This window comes from Streptomyces sp. NPDC037389 (assembly GCF_040636475.1).
Classification (GTDB): Bacteria; Actinomycetota; Actinomycetes; order Streptomycetales; family Streptomycetaceae; genus Streptomyces; species Streptomyces hesseae.
The window spans coordinates 284,813-302,003 of sequence record NZ_JBEZUS010000009.1 but is presented as its reverse complement, the minus strand read 5'-3'; the positions used below and the strand labels follow the sequence as shown (position 1 = coordinate 302,003).

The following is a 17,191-nucleotide window of genomic DNA, read 5'->3' as shown; positions in this document are numbered from 1 at the left end:
CCTCACCGACCGACCAGTGAAGGAACGGCACCCATGAGCTTTCGGATCGCAGGTGCGGCCCTTGTGGTCGTCATATCCCTCGCCCTGGCGGGCTGTGGGGGTGAGGGGAACGACGACGGAAAGAAGACGATCGGCCTGAACGCGGCGAGAGGCTCCGACGCCGCGCCGAAGTCGTCGGGATCGTCGGAGGAGCCCGCGTCGTCGGGCGCGAAGCTCGGCGAGATCAAGGGCCCGGACGGCGTGGTCGTCACCCTCACGTCCGCCGTCCGCGACAAGGGCGGCTTCGTCACCGTCAACGGAACGGTCGCCAACCGGGGGAGCAAGCCGTACACCCCGCTGACGTGGCGCTCGAAGGAGACGGAGATGAAGTCCCAGTCCTCGGTCTCGGGCGCCTCGCTCATCGACTCGGCCGGGAAGAAACGCTATCTCGTCCTGCGCGACACGGACGGCGAGTGCCTGTGCACCACGGGCCTCGTCAACATCCGTCCCGGCGAGAGCCGTCCCGTCTTCGCCCAGTTCCCGGCGCCGCCCGCGTCCGTGACGGACGTGGACTTCCAGCTTCCGGCGATGCCGTCCGCACGGATCAGGATCTCGGGGTGAGGGTCGTGACTCCGGCAGCGGTTCCCTTGGGGACGTTCCTGGCGGTGACGCTGGCTTTCGCTGTCGCGATGCCGGGCCCGGCGGCGGTGAACGCGTACGCGGACGCCGGCCCGGGCCGCCGGGCCAATACGACGCCGCCGGTGAGGCTCGACCCCACGGCCCCGGGCCTCAAGCTCCGGCCGGGCAGGAAGCTCGCCCCGGGCCGCGTCCTCGACATCAAGTCGGTCGTCGAGACGGACGACGGCGGCGAGCGCCGTGAGGACACCAACGTGGACGTCACCTTCGCCCTCCAGGCGGAGGTCATCTTCGACAAGGACAGCGCCGACCTGGGCGACGCCGCCCGCGCCCGCATCCGCGCGATCGCGGACGAGGTGAAGAAGCAGAAGGCCACGGCCCTGCGCGTCTTCGGCTTCACGGACAACCTCGGCGACGCCGATCACGGCGTCTCCCTCAGCAAGGAGCGCGCCGACATGGTCCAGCGGGAGCTGGCCAAGGACGTGGGCTCGGCGGCGGTCCAGTACGAGATCCGCGGCTACGGCGAGCAGTACCCGATCGCGGACAACGCCACGGAGGACGGGCGACGGAAGAACCGCCGGGTGGAGGTGAGCTTCCCCAGGAAGTAGGCCTCGGTTCGTCTTGTCAGCCGGCCTTGTCAGCTCGCCTTGTTGCCGTTGATCCAGTCGTCGTTGTCCTGCCAGGCGTAGAGGGTGCCGCCGTCGGTGTAGGCGTAGTAGAGGCCGCAACGGGCCTGCGCGGCACGACCGGCGTCCTTGCCGGGGCCGGGGAACCAGGACGCGGAGAGGTTCGGTTCCTTCGCCCGGGTGCCGGACGGGAGGGCCGTGCACTCCGCGGGCAGCTTGCCGGTGGGCAGCGTGGCCTTGAGGAGACGGTCGCCGCCGGTGGTCTTCATCGCGTACCGGATCTCGCGGGCGCCGTCGGGCAGCCAGCGCGGCACCGAGGCGCGGTCGGCCTTGGCCTCGGCCCCGGTGGCGTACTGGGACGTCTGGTCGTGGCGGCCTTGGTACCAGTCCTTGGCGGCGGGTATGGCGGCCGCGGCGCCGACGGATGCGAGGACGACGATGGCGACGCCGGCGGCGGCGCCGGCAGCGAGCTTGGTCTTCATGGGGGGACCGGGCCCTTCGAAATCGGAAGCGGAGTGGGAAGCGGAGTGGGACTCGGAGTCGGAACCGGAGTGGGACTCGGACTCGGGTGGAATATCCGATTCCAGTATTCGGGCCCCTCACGGCCTCCCGGGTCACTCCGAGGCACGGTCCTGCCGTCAGACCACAGATGGACCGCCCCTAGGGGCCCCTAGGGGACGAGGTCGCTCACACGCCTCGGATGAAGCGGGCGTCCGGGCGGTCGACGCCGGTCGTGGACGGCGCGCAGCCACGGCTGACGGACGGCGGGCAACCGTGCCAGCGTGTCGAGGAGGACGTCGTCGTCGGGCTCGAAGAACCGATCCGGCAGCAGCGGCAGGGGATCGTCGCGCAGGACGCCGTCGGGCAGCCCACCGGCCGCGGGCTGCCACGGCCGTTCGTCGGGGAACGCGAGACGCGTCCACGTCCCGGCGGCCAGCGGCGCGGTCCGCGCGGTCCCGGAGGGCGGCCGCCACGCCTCGCCCGTCAGCGGGTGCCGCGGCACCAGGAGGATGTCGGCGGCCGCATCCGGGGCGGGCAGGCCGGGCCCGGCCAGGGCGAGGGTCTTCACGGGCGCCCCCTGGGGAAGCAGCGCGTGGAGTGCGCGACGGAACGTGTCCGCGACGAGCCCGTCGGGGACGACCACGGGCGCACCCTCCGAGGCCACCAGCACATGCGCCAGCGCCGCCCCCACGGCCGCCTCCCACTCCCGGCTCCACGCCCCGGAGCGGCTGAGCGGCGGAACGCCCTGCGGCCCCCTCGCGAGTGCCTCCCAGCCGCTCGCCCAGGGAGCGGGCCCGTCCACGGGGAGACGGCGTACGGCGTCCGGGGTGAACCACACCGCTTGCCACAGCGAACAGTCGTCGACACGGGTGGCCACCGGCCGGCCGCACCGCTCGCACGCGAGGTTCGGGCCGTCGGCGCCGGTCAGCCCACAGCAGTAGCCCTCGCACCGCTCGGGTATCAGGACGGTGCCGCGGGTGTCCCCCGGGGCGACGACGATCGCGCCCGGTGTGCCGTACGACAGCCCGTAGACCGGTGCGAAGACGCCTCGGGTCGCGGCCTCGGCCTCCCCGACCTCGCGCCAAGGCCGCCACGGCGGCCCGGAGGGCTCGGGATCGACGGCGTACGTCCCCGATTCCATCAGCACCGGCAGCATTACCCCGTTGCCCCACTTCTGATGGGCGTGGTCGGGCAGCGCGACCTCGGTCAGCGGGGCGCTGAGCACGGCGTCACACCCCACGCACGCGAATACCGTCATGCATCTCCCCTCATGTCTTCTCATGTCTTCATGTCTGGAACAGGCGGATTATCCGGGCCGGGTGATCGCGAACCAACAGCTTTTTGCGTTGTCTGACGGCGTGGCGTGCGCTACGTGCGCTGGTCGCCCGCCGTCACGGCCTTGAGCTCGTTCGGCGAATCCCGTATCACCCGCGACAGTTCGCGTTCCTCGCCGGGCGAGATCCAGCGGTAGAAGCCGACCTTGAAGACGGTGACCCCCGCCTCGGCGGTCAGACTCGCGGCCGGTTTCGCGACACCGCGTCCGCGCAGGGCGCCGGCGAGCGCGGCCGTCGGCGAGGCGAGCTTGATCAGCTCGCGCTCCTGGAGCTCGGGGTTCGCCACGATGACGGTCTGCCGCGCGCGGATGACGGTCTGCCGCTCGCGCGCGTGCTCGCGGCGGTCGGCGAACGGCCCGGCGACTGCGTCAGTTGCGGTCCTCTCATGCGCATCTCCGGAAAGGACGGTGGCACAACCGACGTCGTCGTCGCCCGCGCGGGCGTCACGGGGGCTCGCGCTGGTCCGACGTCCGTCCGTCTAGTCTCGCCTGATGCACATGGATGACGTGTCCGTCGACGAGCTGTCCCACACCTGGGACGCGATACGCGCTGACTACGACGAGGCCTACAACGACGAGTACGACCGAGCCGCCCTCGACTGCGCCGCCCGGCTCGCCGCCGACCCCGGCGGCGAGCCCGCGTACATCTGGACGTTCGGCCTGCTGCTCATGGCCCCCTACGTCGCGTGGGGCTCCGACGACGCCGTCGCGCCGCGGCTCATGGCCGCGCTGAAGGCCACGGACGACGCCCTGCGCGACCGCCCCTGCGGGCACGAGGAACACTCGGAAGGGCACCCGTACGAGGAGCACGAGGACGAGTACGACGAGTACCTCGCCGAGCAGCTTCGCGGGCTCGCCGACGAGAGCCTCGAATGGGAGGAGGACTTCCCGCGCGAGGCATGGCGCTGCCCGCGCAACGTGGCCGGTCTGGCACGGATCGCCATGGACGTCGTCGAGCCCGGCTCGGCCACGGACATCCCGCCCCGCCTGCCGGTGGGAGCCGGGGACATCATCGACACCCTGTCATCCCTGCTCCACGGCTACCCGAAGGCTTACACGGACGTCCACGAGGAGATCTCCTACCGGGCGGACACCCTGCGGTACGCCGACCCGGGGACCCGCCCCGGCCACCTGCTCGTCGCCATGGCGCTGAGCTGGTACGTCGCCCACACGGAGCAGGACGAGCAGCTGACCGGCGCGCTCGTGACGGCCCTGAAGGAAACGCTGCCCCACTACGCGACCGCGTCCTGCGCCCACGCGGCGCATCCGCTCCCGTACACCACTGGCCCCGACGTCGTGGGCCTCGGCATCACCCTGACCACCCCCGGCGGCCGCGCCCTCTACGAACGCGACCGCCGGGAGGGCCGGGACGCCCCGCTGGACGTACTGCTGTGCCCGGTCGGTCTCGCCGGGTTCGCGCGGGAGTCGCTGCTGACCTTGCGTGTCGGCTAGACGGTTTCGGACCAGGCCGGACGTGGGAACCCGGCCTCCAGTCCTCGCCGGCAAGGCCTATTCCTCCCGCGCGATCCGCGACCACCTGAGGAAGAGCGGTATCAGCGCGTTGATCCCCGTGCCGGCGGATCAACGCGGCCATCTTCCTCTGGTCCGCGTACTGACCCGGGGAAGCTGCCCGGTGTCAGCTGTACGTGGATCGGTGCGCCCGTTGTCAGAGGCTGATGGCAGCATCGCCGCTATGAAGGTCATCCGTACCACCCCGCCGCGGCCGGTCGACGTCACCGCGGTATTTCCTCGATTGGCTCCGCTGGCACGTCCGGCGATCCGGTTGCATCCCCGCCCCGGGTCGCCGTCGCCGCACGACAGTTCGGTCGGCGGGCCGCTGCTGTGGCCCGCCGACGAGCCGTGGCCGCACTGCGACGAGTCGCACAACCAGGCGAACGACCTGTACGAGGCGTACGGGGTGCACGCTGGCGAGGACTACGAGTGGCACGACGGTCCAAACCCCATGGTGCCCGTGGCCCAGCTGTACGTGCGCGATGTACCCCTGCTGCGACCGCCCGGACAGGCCGACCTGCTCCAGGTGCTGTGGTGTCCCTTCGAACACGAGCCGGACTACAAGCCTCCGACCGCACTGTTCTGGCGCTCCGCCGCCGAGGTCACCGACATCCTCCCCGCGCCGCCCGGCCCGTTCGCGGTGGAGTACGACGGCTATATACCGCGACCGTGCGTGCTCGCGCCGGAGCAGATCACCGAATACCCCAACCCCATGGATCTGAGGGAGGAATTGCGACAGGAGCTGGGAGACTGGAGCCGGTGGCAGGCAGCCGGCTCCGGTGTGGACAGCTCCTGGGCTCCCTACCCGGATTCGTTCTACGGAAGCCAGCTGTCTCTCGCCCCCGGCTGGAAGGTCGGCGGCTGGCCCCCGTGGGGCCTCACCGATCCCGTCGCCCGGTTCTGCGCCACCTGTGACGCCGGCATGGTCCCGCTGCTGACCATCGCCTCGAGCGAATGGAACAGCAGCAACTACGGTTGGGTCCCGTACGAGGACCAATCCATCACCCCGCTCAACGGCAACATCGAGTCGAACCCGCCCCGGGTCCAGATCTCCAGGAGCAACAATCTGCAGCTCTACGTCTGCCCGGAGTCCCCGGAGCATCCGCACACCAACCTGATCCAGTGAGCCATCGCTGAAGTCCTGCGCAACACCACGCACAACGCAGCACCGCGAAGCCCGGGCACAGGAATCGGCACCGCAATCGGTGCGCCAGTCAGCAGCCTTGTTCAACGCCCAGATGATCCAGACGACGGGCCCTGGTTCCGACGGCGGAACCAGCGGCGGACGTCCGGACGACTCCGAGAGGCGAAGGGCGGCAACGCCTTGAATTCGCTGTGCAGGGTCAGAGTGGGGGTTATCCGCTCCAGCGCGATCCGTACGAGGGTGAGCGGGTGGTCGGGGAACTGCGCGTCCCACTGCTCGTGGTCGGCGACGTGGTAGGGCAGACCGCCCGCGTCCGGAGCGTACGGATGAGGGGTGAAGTACTGCGACGGGTCCAGGCTGCTGAGGACGACGGCCTCGCGCGCGCCGGTTATCGGGCCTTCGGCCGCCTGGACCTTCACCACGGCGCTGCACCCGGCTCGCGGCACCGTCCACGAGCCGATGAATATCAGGCCGTGGCCGTTGGGCCGTGGGATCTTGACGAGCTGCCGGACGGCCGGGAGGGCGTCCACGTCGCCGAGCACGGCCTCGATCAGGCCACCGCCGACCTGGGCGGCGGAGTGCGCCAGCCCGTACCGGCCCGCGGCGACCGGATCGCAATTCCAGCGGAGCGCCTAGCATCGCCGCATGCTCGACGGTAACCCGCCCTGTTCCTCTTACCACCCGCCCATGCCCCCTGGTGTGCTGATCCGGGAGCTGGATCTGAGCGATTCCACGGTCGCGTCCACCGTGCACGCCGTGGGGCTGCGCGCCTATGCCGTCGAGGCCGAACTCATCGGCTTCGACGGCATCCCCGCCCTGTCCGAACCCCTCCAGGAGATGACGGCCCGGCCCCTGCGCTGGCTGGGCGCGGTGACAAGCGCAGGTACGGTGGCGGCCTTTGTGGCCTGGCAGACCGACACCGGTCGGCACGTCACCCACATCGACCGGGTCTGCGTGGACCCCGCCTGGTTCCGCCGGGGCCTCGCCTCCTGCCTGCTGCACCACCTCCTCGCCGGGGAGACCGACGGAGGCGAGGTGAGAGTCAGCACCGGAGCGGAAAACCGGCCCGCCGTGAAGCTGTACGAAGGGCTCGGCTTCAGGCGCGGCATGGACTTCGAGCCGGTGCCCGGCCTGCGCATGGCCCAGTTCGTCCTGCGCGGCTGACAGACAAATTGATCGCGAGAGAAGCCGTCAGAGGAGGTGGTCGGCTTTGCCGGCCTTGACGTCGAGGATCAGGGCGCGGAGCGCTTCGCGGGTGTCGGTGAGGTAGACGTTTTCGGCGCCTGCGATGGCGATGTAGGCGTTGCCGGCGCTGTCAGTACCGATGCGGAAGCAGGCACTTCCTTCGCCGCAGAATGGGGCTTCCCAGTGGATGTCGGGCATGCGACGTGGGCTCCTCAGAGGAGGTGGTCGGCTTTGCCGGCCTTGATGTCGTGGATGAGGGCGCGGAGCGCTTCGCGGGTGTCGGTGAGGTAGCGATGCTCGGCGCCTGCGATGGCGATGTAGGCCCGACCCTGGTCGTCGGTGCCTATTCGGAAGCAGTTGTTACCGTCCCCGCAGAAGGGATCTTCCCAGGCAATCTGGTTCATGGAGGCCTCCATCAAAGATCGCGTGCAACAGCGGAGATGAAATCTCGTGACTGTTCCGGGTCCAAGGCGGCGTCCTCCATCCAGTCGAGGGTGGCGCGACACTTCGCCAGCTGTGACTCGGCGTGCATGAATTGTGGCCCTTGAGGAGAGTCCACCTGTGCGGTGTCGAGTTGGGGTGTCGGACCCTCGGCGTAGAGGATGGCGTTTCCGGATCCCGGGAACGCTCCTGTGTCCACGGTAAGCACTCGCAGTGTGATGTGTTCCCGATCGGACACCTTCAGCAGGAAGTGCAGCTGATCCTTGGTGACCTCCTTCCCGCCAAACCGCATACGCAGTGCCGCTTCGTGGATGTACCCCACGTAGGGGAGCGGATTGTCACGGTTGAACACTTGCTGTCGTTGCATCCGGTGGGCCACACGGATCTCCACTTCCAGCCTTGGTAGGCGTGGAAGCACCGCTTCGAAGATTGCGCGTGCATAGTCCTCGGTCTGGAGCATTCCGGGTAGATGCATGACTTGGGCCGTCCGCGCCCGGACGGCATGCCACTCCAGCTCCGCGATGTCCAGCAGCCCGGCAGGCAGCGTGCCTCGGAAGTCTTCCCACCAACCTCGGTGTCGCTCTCCTGCGATTGCCTCCAGGGCCTGAGCGTAATCTCCGTCAGCACAACCATAGTTGCAAGCCAAGGTCCGCAGGCGCTCGGGTGTGATGACGCGCACTCCGGACTCGATGTTGGAGATCTTCCCGCGATCGAGGCCAAGGAGACTGGCGGCGTACTCGGTTGAGACTCCTGCTGCGGTACGCATTTTGCGCAGCTCGATCCCCAGCCGCTTCTGGCGCTCGGTGGGTGTTGTCCTGGGTGGCATGCCCCCTTACTACACGGACTGGGGCCGAGTTCCCCATGCGCCGGAAGGGAAATCACCCCATCGGGTAGATGCCACTGAAAAAGTGGCGCCGCGCCACCGGGCTGGCTAGCTTCGATGGCGCACCGCGAAAGCCAGGCGGCAGCCGGAAGCGCATCACGCGAGCGTGCCCGAACCCTCCATCCCTGGGAGGGGCGTGCCCGCGTCAGGGAGACAAGCCACCGGCGTACACCGCAGCGCGTGCGAACTCCGTGAACTCCGCGAACTCAACCCACCCACACGGGAGTCGCCATGCCGTTCGTCAGCCTTTGCCCGACCGTCACGCCCGACGCAACCGACCCATCCGACCATCTCGACCCGGCCCCGACCACCCGTTCCCCCGAAAGCCTGGCGTACAGCTACGCCATCCCGGGCGAACCGCATGCCGCAGCGATCGCCCGTACGAGCGTGCACAACGCGCTCGCCGCGCACGGGCTGACGGACCTGCTGCCGCCCGCGCTCCAGGCGACGGGCGAACTCATCGCCTGCGCGGCGATGTTCGAGCCCGGACAGGTGCTGTACCTGTCCGTCGGCTGGCAGCAGGACGGCATCCGGATCGTCGTGTGGGATCCCCACACGCGGCACGTCCACCCGGACAGTTCCGCGAAGTGTGCGGCACGTCGCAACAAGATGCTCTATCTCCTCGCGTGTGTGGTGCACGAGTGCAAGGGGAGCTGGGGAGTCATCCGCCCCGAACCGGCACGGGAGGGCACCCGGGTATGGGTGAACCTCCCGCGCCAAGGGGCAGCCGACTACGCGGCGGCGCTTTGCTGAGAGCAAGCACCGCACGCTCAGGGTCGGCTCACCGCGACGTGGTGGACCGGCCCTGGGTGGCGGCCGTCAGAAGCGGCAGCCTGTCAGAAGTGGCCCGGCATGTCGCGGTCAGCCGCGTCGCACTGGGCGGCGCGGCGCTTGAGGGCGTCGGCCTGGGCGATGGTGCGGCGGGCGGCCTCGCGCTGGCCGGCACGCTTCTGGCGTGCGGCCTTCTGGTAGAGGGCGTCGGCGTCGTGACGCAGCTTCGCGGTGTTGCAGGTTATGCCGGCCGCCTGGGCGGTGGGGGCGGTGACGAGGGCGGCACCGGTACCGGCCATTACGGCGGTCAGGACAAGTGCGGATATGCGACGACGCATAGGTCTCCTTACCCAGAGATACGGATCATTCCGGCCACATGCATGGCCGGAACTGGTCGTTCACCGTATACGAGTTGGAGCGGTCGCGCGTACGTGGGATGGCAGGGCAGGATGGGGCCGCCCGAGCGGGGAGCGGTGAGGGAGGCGGGACATGAGGGGCGGGCTCGTCGTGATGGCGACGGCGTTCGGAGTGCTCGTCGGGGCTGCCGGGAAGGCGGGGGCGGCCGGGGCGGCCGATGGGCCGGAGGGGCTGGTCGCGTACCGGATGGCTCAGGGCGCTACTGCCGTGCAGGGGGCTGGAAACGGCGCTGAGCGCGGTCCTGAGCTGAAGGCGGGTGCGAGTACGTACACCGACAGCATCAAGCCGAAGGAAACGAAGTACTACACGGTCGAATTGGACGCTCAGTCGAGCGCGTATGTATCCGCGGTGGCGGTACCGAGGCCGGGGAGCGCGATGGGGCTGCGGGACGGGATCGACGTCTCGTTACAGGCGCCGGACGGTACGCAGTGCGGGACGGCGCGACACCGGTCGTTCCTGTCGGCCGGGGGCGCGTACCCCGTCGCGGACTACGCGGAACGCGTGGTGAAGCCGGGCGCGGCGTGCGCGGCGCCGGGCTCGTACCGGTTCGTCGTGGAGCGGGGGGACGCGCTGGGCGGGGACGCCTCGGCCGTGCCGATCGAGCTGAAGTACGCGGCGGAACCGCCGCAACGGACGGAAACGACCGACATGTTGGGTGCTCCCGGCGCGTGGAGCTCGCAGGCGCCGTCGAAACCGCCGCAGGGTGCTGCGGAGGGCGTCGCCGGCGGCTCGGGATTCAACGACGCGGCCGAACTCCGCCCGGGGGTGTGGCGTGACGAGCTCCGGCCCGGGGATACGCGGTTCTACCGCGTGTCGGTCGACGCGGGTGAACAGCTCTTCACGGACGCGGAGTTCGGGGGCGGTGGCGGGAGTGGTCCGATGGTGATCGGCGGCGTACGGCTGGGGCTCAACAACGCCGCACGCGGCTTCGTCATGAACAAGACCACCGGCTACCAGGGCAAACCGGCCGCCCTCTCGCTGGCCACACCTCCGGCCGCGTACGGCGGTGGTGGTGGCGGTGGTGAGGCCGTCAGGGGCATGCGCTTCGCGGGCTGGTACTACCTCCAGGTGAGCCTGAGCCCGAAGGTGCGGCAGGGGGCGGGTGGTGCGGGTGTGCCGGTCACGCTGCGGGTCGATGTCGCGGGCGCGCGCAAGGCCGACCAGGGCGCCGGGCGGCCGCCGGGAAACGGCGGCGGCCAGGCGGGCGGCGAGGGCGGCGTGGGAGGGGAACTGGTGGCCTCGGCCGGAACCGGTCCGCGCAACGAGCGGCTGCGGACGATCGGCTACGTGGGGATCGGTACGGGGACGACGCTGCTACTGGGGCTCGGCGTGTGGACGTGGCTGGCGCGCCGGCGGGACGGATAGCGCGGGGTGGAGCGCGGACGGCGGGGCGTTCAGCCGGACGGGAGGATCTCGACGCGCGCACCCGGCGCAACGCCCCACTCCGCCATCGCGCCCGCCGCGCTCTCCAGGACGTGGCGGGCCCTGATCCGGGGGAGCCCGAGGCGCCCGGGGCGCATGGTGCGGACGGTGAGGACGGTGAAGTGGCGGTCGAGGTAGGCCACGTCGATGGGGAAGCGCATGCGCCAGGTGTGGACGCCGGAGGCGGGGGTCAGGAGGAGGGCGCCCTCGAAGGCGTCCCGGCCGAGGAGGCCGCGCGTCCGGGCCCGGTAGGAGGCGGCGATCTCCAGCGGTGTGATCATCCCGCTGGAAACTATGTGGAGTTGGGCGAAACCGTCCTGGTGGCGGGCCATGCGCCAAGGTTATCCACAGGCCCCGGCGGGAATCGGCGAACGTCCGTAACCTCAAGGCATGAACGCTGTGTTGATCGCCGTTGCCGCTGTGTATGGTGCCCTCGCCGGGGTGTTGACGCGGCGCGCGCGGTTCCGGCTGGCCGTGGAGCCGGGTGAGGGGTGGCGGTCCACGGGCCCGTGCGGGCACGCCGTGGGCGGCTGGGTGGGCCCCGCGCGCTGCGGCGTGTGCGGGGGGAGATACGGGCCGGGCGCTCCGGCGCCGCCGTGGTGGCCGGCGGTGATGACGGCCGTGGTGTGCGGCGGACTCACGGCGGCGGTCGGGATACGGCCTGAGCTGGCCGTATGGCTCCTCGCGGCGCCCATGGGGGTTGTCCTGGCGGGCGTCGACTGGCAGGTGCGCCGCCTGCCGGACGTCCTGACCCTGCCCCTGGCGGCGGGGGCGGCGCTCCTGCTGGGAGCGGCCTCGCTGATACCGGGCGCGGCGGGCTCCTGGCGCCACGCCCTCCTGGGCGGGCTGGCGCTGGGCGGCGGGTATCTCGTGCTGTTCCTCCTCCACCCGAGCGGCATGGGGTTCGGCGACGTGAAGCTCGCCGCGGGGCTGGGCTGCGCCCTCGGCTGGTACGGCTGGTGGGGGCTGCTGCTGGGCGCCTTCGCGGGCCTGCTGCTCGCCTCCTGCTACGGCAACGCCCTACGCCTCACCCGCCGCGTGCCCCGGGGCGCGTCCATACCCCTGGGCCCCTTCCTGATCGCGGGTGCGTGGGTGGGCGTGCTGGCGGGTGCGCTACGCGCCGACGGCTGAGCGAGGGAGGTTCTGGCGAGGGAGGTTCTGGGCGACGCCCGTGCCGTCGCCCAGGGCGGCCAGGATGTCGTCGAGGGTGTGCTCGAAGAGCGGTTCGGGGTCGGTGAGGGCGAAGTCGAGGTGCCCGAAGGCTTCCACGGCGACCGCCCCGTACAGGCGGGCCCAGCAGGCGACGAAGACGTAGATGACGTCAAGGGGCACGGGTTCGCCGGAGAGGTGTTCGCGGACCTCCTCCAGCTGGACCGTCCAGGCGGGGTCGAGGTCGGTGGGCGGCTGGATGCCGCCGTTCCGCCAGAGCTGGACCATGAGTTCGAGGATGACGCCGCCGAAGCGCCAGCCGGAGTCGTGGGCGACGGTGCCGGGCGTGGTGTCGGCGTCCGCGTCCGGCTTGGCGAACAGCAGCCCGAACTCGCGGGGGTGATCCAGTACCCAGCGGCGCAGTTCACGGCACACCTCGCGCAACTGCCGTCCGGGCTCGGTGTCCGGCCGGCGGTCACGGGCGGCGGTCAGGGCGGTGGCCAGCTCGTCGTAGAGGGAGGAGGTCAGGGCCTGGATCAGGTCGCGGTGGCCGGCGTAGTAGCGGTACAGGCCGGGCGCGGTCATGCCCATCTCACGGGCGATGGCCCGCAGCGTGACGGCCCCCGCCCCTTCCTCGACCAGCAGCCGCCGCCCGGTGCGCAGGATCTCCGCCAGCGCCTCCTCGCGCACCCGGTGACGGCAGCCGGTACGGGTTCCCGCGGTGCTGGACATGGGGCTCGGCCCGCCTTCTCTCGGCACTTCTCTCGGCGCTTCCCTTGACAAAGTTAACGCCTATCACTTTAGCTCCTCCCCGAAAGTTAACACCGTTAGCAAATACTCGGGGGAGTCCCATGAAGTACGGCATCGTCCTCACCTATACGGTCACCGAGCGGTGGCTGGCGCTGTCACGCGAGGAGCGCAACGCGATGCGCGAGGCGCACCTGGAGCCGGCCTTCGCCGCCTTCGCCGACCGCGTCAGGGCCCGTTTCTTCGACGCGGAGGCGTTCAACGGCCGTTTCTCGGACTTCGTCGTGCTGGAGACCGAGGACCTGGGCGCGTACTACTTCCTGATCGAGGCCCTGCGCGACACGCCGGTCATAGCCGAGGGCTACCTCACCTTCGGCGAGATCTTCCTGGGCGTCGAGGACGGCTTCCACCGGTACGAGCGGGCCCTGGCCGATGCGTGACACACAGGGTTGGCCGATGCGTGTGCTGCGGGTCGTCGCAGTGGCGGTGCTGCTGGACACGCTCGTGCAGGCGGCCCTGGCCGGCCTGTTCGTCACCGGCGACCTGGACCTGCTCGCCTGGCACGCCGCCAACGCGAGCGTGCTCGGCGCCCTGACCGTCGCCGAGACGGTCGCGGCGCTCGTGGTGTGGCGGCGCCTGCGCGCTCCGGGCTGGCCCGCGGCGGCGAGCGCGGCACTGGTCGCGTTGGTCGGCGTGCAGCAGGGGCTCGGTGAGGCCCGCCTGTTGGCGGGCCACATGCCGCTGGGGATGGCCGTCTTCGGCTGCGCGACGGCCCTGGCGTGCTGGGCGTTCAGCGACCGCGCCACCGGTGCCGCCCGGCAGGCGGGGCGGCCCGTGACGGATGTGGCCGAGTGAGGCGCCTGAGCCGACGCGGGTTCCTGGGGCTGGCGGCCGCCGGTGCCGGTGCGGCCGTGACCGTGGGCGCGACGGGCTGGTCCCAGCTGGCCGGCGCGTCGACGGGCCGGGTCCTGACCAGCGCGGGACCGCTGCCCGAGCCGTTCGGCGTTCCGCTGCCGGTGCCGCCGGTGGCCCGGCCGGTACGCACCGAGCGGGGAGCCGACTTCTACGAGGTCGAGCAGCGCGAGGGCCGCGTCGAGATCCTGCCGGGCCGCAAGACCGCGGTGTGGGGGTACGACGGGATCTTCCCCGGCCCGACCTTCGCCGCCCGCTCGGGGCGCAGGACCGTGCTCCAGGTGCGCAACAGCCTCACGGTTCCCACCGTCACGCACCTGCACGGCGGCGTCACCCCGCCGGAGTCCGACGGCTACCCCACCGACCTGCTGCTGCCCGTCCGTTGCGCGCCGGGGCAGGGGCCGGGGCACGGCGGCATGGCGGGCGCTCACACCGGACGGACGGCCGTGGGCTACCGCGCCTACGAGTACCCGCTGCCGCAGCGCGCCGCGACGCTCTGGTACCACGACCACCGCATGGACTTCAGCGCCCCGCAGGTCTGGCGCGGCCTGGCAGGCTTCTTCCTCATCGGCGACGAGGAAGAGGACAGGCTTCCGCTGCCGCGCGGCGACCGCGACATCCCGCTGATGCTGTGCGACCGGTCCTTCGAGGAGGACGGCTCCTTCCGCTACCCCGCTCACGGGCACGATCACGACGCCTTCCCCGATGGGGTGCTCGGCGACGTCCAGCTCGTCAACGGCGCGCCCTGGCCCGTCCTGGAGGTGTCCGCCACCCGCTACCGCTTCCGCCTCCTCAACGCCTCCAACGCCCGCCGCTACCGGCTCCGGCTGGAAGGCGAGCCGGAAGACGAAGGGGGCGGGCGAGGGTGGTTCGTCCAGATCGGTAGCGACGGCGGCCTGCTGGCCACGCCCCGGCCGATCCACACGGTCGACATGGCGCCCGGCGAACGATGTGACGTCGTCGTCGACTTCGCCGGCTTTCCCGTCGGCAGCCGGATCGTCCTGCGCAACGAGGCGGCCCAGGGCGGCATGCGCGACGTCATGCGCTTCCACGTCGTGCGCAAGGCAAGGGACGACAGCCGCGTACCGGCCCGCCTCGCCGCCTCGTTCGAGAAGCTCGCGCCCAGGGCGGCGATGCCGGTGCGGGTCTTCGACTTCCGCCGGACCGAGGCTGGTGAGGACCGGCAGATGTGGACCATCAACGGCCGGCCCTTCAGTACCGGCACCTTGCTGGCGTCCCCGCGCCTGGGCAGCGTGGAGCGGTGGCGTTTCAGCAGCGACTTCCACCACCCCGTGCATGTGCACCTGGCCCAGTTCCAGGTCGTCGCCCGAGGCGGCAGGTCACCGGCCGCCGCGGACGCCGGCTGGAAGGACACCGTGGACGTCCGCCCGTACGAGGTGGTGGAAGTCCTCGTGCGGTTCGCCGGGTACAAAGGGCGCTACATGCTGCACTGCCACAACCTCGAACACGAGGACATGGCCATGATGGGGAACTTCCAGGTCGTCTAGCGAAGCCCCGCCCGCCGGGGCGGCAAGTATTGGACCGGGTGATCCAAAACCTGTTACGGTCATTCCATGGCCCGACCGAGGAAGTTCGACGAGGGGCGGGCGGTCGACGCCGCGCTGGAGGCGTTCTGGACCGCCGGGTACGAGGCGACCTCGACCCAGGACCTGTGCGAGGCCACCGGCCTGGGCCGCAGCAGCGTCTACAACACCTTCCACAGCAAGCACGACCTCTTCCGTCGCGCCCTCGCGCTGTACATGCGACGCAGGAGCGATCAACTGGCCGCGCTCCTGGAGGAGGACGTCCCCGCCCGCGAGAAGGTCCGCGCCCTGCTGGACAGCGTCATCGCGGAGGAGACCGGGGCTGACGCCGACGGCCGGGGCTGTCTCTACGTCAACGCCGCCGTCGAACTGGCCTCGCGCGACCCCGAGGTGGCGGCCGAGCTGGAGCGCGACTACGCCCGCCGCCACGACGCGCTCACCGCCGCCCTGGAGGCCGGGCGGCGGGCCGGCGACATCGACCGGGCCAAGGACGCGAGCGCGCTCGCGCACTTCGTGACCGCGACCGTCGGCGGCATCCGGGTCGCGGCCCGCGCCGGGGCGGGCGAAGCGGCGCTGCGCGCCATCGCCCGTACGGCCCTCGACGCGATCTGACCCCCGCCCATCACCTCCGCGCTTCCCCGTGCGCGCTCACGCATGCCCGAGTTTTGAACCGATCGATACAAAATCAGAGAACCAGGGAACAGGACCACGACTGCCATGCCCCGAGCCGTATACGTCCTGGCACTGGGCGTCTTCGCCATGGTGACCAGCGAATTCGTCGTCGCCGGACTGATGCCGCAGATGGCCGACGGGCTGGACGCGACCATCCCGCAGATCGGCTACCTCATCACCGCGTTCGCGGCAGCCATGTCCCTCGGCGGGCCCCTCCTGACCGTCGCCATGCTGAGGCTGCGGCCCAAACGGGCGCTGGCCGTGCTCTTCGTGGTCTTCCTGCTCGGCAACGCGCTGGCCGCCATGGCCTCCGGCTACGGGGTCATGCTGGCGGCGCGGGTCATCACCGGTGTGGCCTCGCAGGCCTTCTTCGGCACGGCCATCTCGCTCTGCGCCCAGCTGACCCGCCCCGAAGCGCGGGGCCGGGCGGTGGCCGTGCTGATGAACGGGCTGATGCTGGGCACCCTGCTGGGGCTGCCGCTGTCCACGCTGGTGGGGGAACGGCTGGGCTGGCGCGCCGCCTTCTGGGTCATCACGGGCCTCGCCGCCGTCGCGGCGTTGTGCACGCTCGCCGGGGTGCCGGACGCGCCGTACACGGAGGGTGGCGGAAGCCTGCGCGAGGAGATGGGCGTGTTCCGGAATCGCCTGCTCTGGCGGGCCCTCTCCACCAGCACCTGCGTCATCGGCGCGACGTTCTGCGCGTTCTCCTATTTCAACCCGATCCTCACGGAGGTCACGGGATTCGACGCCGGTACCGTCCCGCTGCTGCTTATCGCCTACGGCGCCACGACCGTGATCGGCAACAACGTCGTCGGGCGGCTCGCGGATCGCCACGCCGTGACCGTCCTGCTCTTTGGTCTAGTCCTGAACCTGGTCTTTCTCACGGGATTCGCACTGCTGGCCCATCTCAAGGCGCCGACGGTGGTGTTCATGATGGGCATCGGCCTGGTTGGTGTGACCATGAATCCGGCGATGGTGACGCGTGTGCAGCGGGTCGGCAATGCCCGGCCGCTGGTCAACACCGTCCACTCGTCCTTCATCACCTTCGGGATCATCATCGGGTCGTCGGTCGGCGGACTGGCGATAGCCGATTTCGGCCTTCGCGCGCCGCTGTGGCTCGGGGCCGGTATGGCCGCGATCGGCATCCTCACCCTCGTTCCCGACGTCCTCCGACCCGCCCCCAGGCTCCCGGACGAGGCGGCGGGCGAGGTCGCGGGAGCCCGTCGGGAAGCCCGCGTGATGTCCTCGTGACGTCACCGTGACGCCAATGACGCCTGGAATGCGGAATCACGTCAAGCCGATGATGACTTTGCAAGA

General features: G+C 70.7%; 23 protein-coding genes and 1 pseudogene. 14 read left to right on the top strand and 10 right to left on the bottom strand.

The genetic code is table 11. The annotated features are described in order from the left end of the window. Positions 1-33: 33 nt before the first annotated feature. On the top strand, positions 34-600 hold the full coding sequence (locus AB0E98_RS22015) for a hypothetical protein (RefSeq protein WP_361705110.1): 567 nt from the start codon (positions 34-36) through the stop codon (positions 598-600). A 68-nt stretch (positions 601-668) separates the two neighbouring features. After that, positions 669-1,223, top strand: a complete 555-nt coding sequence (locus AB0E98_RS22010) for an OmpA family protein (protein ID WP_361705296.1) — start codon at positions 669-671, stop codon at positions 1,221-1,223. Positions 1,224-1,252: 29 nt separating this feature from the next. Here the strand turns inward: AB0E98_RS22010 and AB0E98_RS22005 are convergent, their stop codons facing one another. From AB0E98_RS22005 to AB0E98_RS21995, 3 genes are all read right to left on the bottom strand, one after another. Continuing rightward, on the bottom strand, positions 1,253-1,723 hold the full coding sequence (locus AB0E98_RS22005) for a hypothetical protein (RefSeq protein WP_361705108.1): 471 nt from the start codon (positions 1,721-1,723) through the stop codon (positions 1,253-1,255). 188 nt (positions 1,724-1,911) lie between these two features. Further along, positions 1,912-3,000 (bottom strand): hypothetical protein, encoded by a 1,089-nt coding sequence (locus AB0E98_RS22000; RefSeq protein WP_361705105.1) that lies wholly within the window; start codon positions 2,998-3,000, stop codon positions 1,912-1,914. Positions 3,001-3,110: 110 nt separating this feature from the next. Next, complete coding sequence (locus tag AB0E98_RS21995; protein ID WP_361705103.1) at positions 3,111-3,362, bottom strand: hypothetical protein; 252 nt, start codon at positions 3,360-3,362, stop codon at positions 3,111-3,113. Between the two features lie 205 nt (positions 3,363-3,567). Here AB0E98_RS21995 and AB0E98_RS21990 point away from each other — a divergent pair, with 205 nt between their 5' ends. The 3 genes and pseudogenes from AB0E98_RS21990 (at position 3,568) to AB0E98_RS21980 (ending at position 5,713) form a co-directional block, all read left to right on the top strand. Then, on the top strand, positions 3,568-4,527 hold the full coding sequence (locus AB0E98_RS21990; protein WP_361705102.1) for a hypothetical protein: 960 nt from the start codon (positions 3,568-3,570) through the stop codon (positions 4,525-4,527). Between the two features lie 40 nt (positions 4,528-4,567). Then, positions 4,568-4,669: pseudogene (locus AB0E98_RS21985) on the top strand (IS5/IS1182 family transposase); the annotation flags it as partial. 99 nt (positions 4,670-4,768) lie between these two features. Continuing rightward, complete coding sequence (locus AB0E98_RS21980; protein WP_361705294.1) at positions 4,769-5,713, top strand: hypothetical protein; 945 nt, start codon at positions 4,769-4,771, stop codon at positions 5,711-5,713. Between the two features lie 101 nt (positions 5,714-5,814). Here AB0E98_RS21980 and AB0E98_RS21975 read toward each other — a convergent pair whose 3' ends face one another. Then, entirely contained in the window at positions 5,815-6,273 is a 459-nt protein-coding gene (locus AB0E98_RS21975; protein WP_361705100.1) for a hypothetical protein, read from the bottom strand. A gap of 103 nt (positions 6,274-6,376) precedes the next feature. Between AB0E98_RS21975 and AB0E98_RS21970 the strand changes: the two genes are divergently transcribed. Beyond that, positions 6,377-6,895: a GNAT family N-acetyltransferase gene (locus tag AB0E98_RS21970; RefSeq protein ID WP_361705098.1), complete on the top strand. Its 519-nt coding sequence runs from the start codon at positions 6,377-6,379 to the stop codon at positions 6,893-6,895. 27 nt (positions 6,896-6,922) lie between these two features. Here the strand turns inward: AB0E98_RS21970 and AB0E98_RS21965 are convergent, their stop codons facing one another. From AB0E98_RS21965 to AB0E98_RS21955, 3 genes are read right to left on the bottom strand one after another with little or no spacing between them, the layout of a single operon-like run. Further along, the gene (locus AB0E98_RS21965; RefSeq protein WP_361705095.1) at positions 6,923-7,114 is read right to left on the bottom strand and encodes a hypothetical protein; all 192 of its coding nucleotides are present in this window, start codon (positions 7,112-7,114) and stop codon (positions 6,923-6,925) included. A 14-nt stretch (positions 7,115-7,128) separates the two neighbouring features. Beyond that, positions 7,129-7,320 (bottom strand): hypothetical protein, encoded by a 192-nt coding sequence (locus AB0E98_RS21960; protein ID WP_361705093.1) that lies wholly within the window; start codon positions 7,318-7,320, stop codon positions 7,129-7,131. 11 nt (positions 7,321-7,331) lie between these two features. Next, entirely contained in the window at positions 7,332-8,183 is an 852-nt protein-coding gene (locus AB0E98_RS21955) for a helix-turn-helix transcriptional regulator (protein ID WP_361705090.1), read from the bottom strand. 288 nt (positions 8,184-8,471) lie between these two features. Between AB0E98_RS21955 and AB0E98_RS21950 the strand changes: the two genes are divergently transcribed. Next, entirely contained in the window at positions 8,472-8,993 is a 522-nt protein-coding gene (locus AB0E98_RS21950) for an ATP-binding protein (RefSeq protein ID WP_361705088.1), read from the top strand. An 83-nt stretch (positions 8,994-9,076) separates the two neighbouring features. On the opposite strand, the gene AB0E98_RS21945 is transcribed toward AB0E98_RS21950, so the two are convergent. Beyond that, positions 9,077-9,349: a hypothetical protein gene (locus AB0E98_RS21945; RefSeq protein ID WP_361705086.1), complete on the bottom strand. Its 273-nt coding sequence runs from the start codon at positions 9,347-9,349 to the stop codon at positions 9,077-9,079. 151 nt (positions 9,350-9,500) lie between these two features. Between AB0E98_RS21945 and AB0E98_RS21940 the strand changes: the two genes are divergently transcribed. Next, complete coding sequence (locus tag AB0E98_RS21940) at positions 9,501-10,793, top strand: hypothetical protein (protein ID WP_361705085.1); 1,293 nt, start codon at positions 9,501-9,503, stop codon at positions 10,791-10,793. Between the two features lie 29 nt (positions 10,794-10,822). On the opposite strand, the gene AB0E98_RS21935 is transcribed toward AB0E98_RS21940, so the two are convergent. Then, positions 10,823-11,182, bottom strand: coding sequence for a DUF192 domain-containing protein (locus tag AB0E98_RS21935; RefSeq protein ID WP_361705083.1), 360 nt, complete (start codon positions 11,180-11,182; stop codon positions 10,823-10,825). 58 nt (positions 11,183-11,240) lie between these two features. Here AB0E98_RS21935 and AB0E98_RS21930 point away from each other — a divergent pair, with 58 nt between their 5' ends. After that, positions 11,241-11,981: an A24 family peptidase gene (locus AB0E98_RS21930; RefSeq protein WP_361705080.1), complete on the top strand. Its 741-nt coding sequence runs from the start codon at positions 11,241-11,243 to the stop codon at positions 11,979-11,981. On the opposite strand, the gene AB0E98_RS21925 is transcribed toward AB0E98_RS21930, so the two are convergent. Further along, a complete protein-coding gene (locus AB0E98_RS21925) occupies positions 11,964-12,731 on the bottom strand; it encodes a TetR/AcrR family transcriptional regulator (protein ID WP_361705078.1) in 768 nt (255 codons plus the stop codon). The two genes, AB0E98_RS21930 and AB0E98_RS21925, sit on opposite strands and share 18 nt — an antisense overlap. Before the next feature lie 119 nt (positions 12,732-12,850). Here AB0E98_RS21925 and AB0E98_RS21920 point away from each other — a divergent pair, with 119 nt between their 5' ends. The 5 genes from AB0E98_RS21920 (at position 12,851) to AB0E98_RS21900 (ending at position 17,125) form a co-directional block, all read left to right on the top strand. Further along, the gene (locus AB0E98_RS21920) at positions 12,851-13,186 is read left to right on the top strand and encodes a darcynin family protein (protein WP_361705076.1); all 336 of its coding nucleotides are present in this window, start codon (positions 12,851-12,853) and stop codon (positions 13,184-13,186) included. Between the two features lie 16 nt (positions 13,187-13,202). Beyond that, a complete protein-coding gene (locus tag AB0E98_RS21915; RefSeq protein ID WP_361705074.1) occupies positions 13,203-13,601 on the top strand; it encodes a hypothetical protein in 399 nt (132 codons plus the stop codon). Next, on the top strand, positions 13,598-15,166 hold the full coding sequence (locus AB0E98_RS21910) for a multicopper oxidase family protein (protein ID WP_361705073.1): 1,569 nt from the start codon (positions 13,598-13,600) through the stop codon (positions 15,164-15,166). Before AB0E98_RS21915 ends, AB0E98_RS21910 begins: the two co-directional genes overlap by 4 nt. Positions 15,167-15,232: 66 nt before the next feature. After that, on the top strand, positions 15,233-15,814 hold the full coding sequence (locus tag AB0E98_RS21905; protein WP_361705071.1) for a TetR/AcrR family transcriptional regulator: 582 nt from the start codon (positions 15,233-15,235) through the stop codon (positions 15,812-15,814). A gap of 105 nt (positions 15,815-15,919) precedes the next feature. Beyond that, positions 15,920-17,125, top strand: coding sequence for an MFS transporter (locus AB0E98_RS21900; protein ID WP_361705068.1), 1,206 nt, complete (start codon positions 15,920-15,922; stop codon positions 17,123-17,125). The last annotated feature ends 66 nt before the right edge of the window (positions 17,126-17,191 follow it).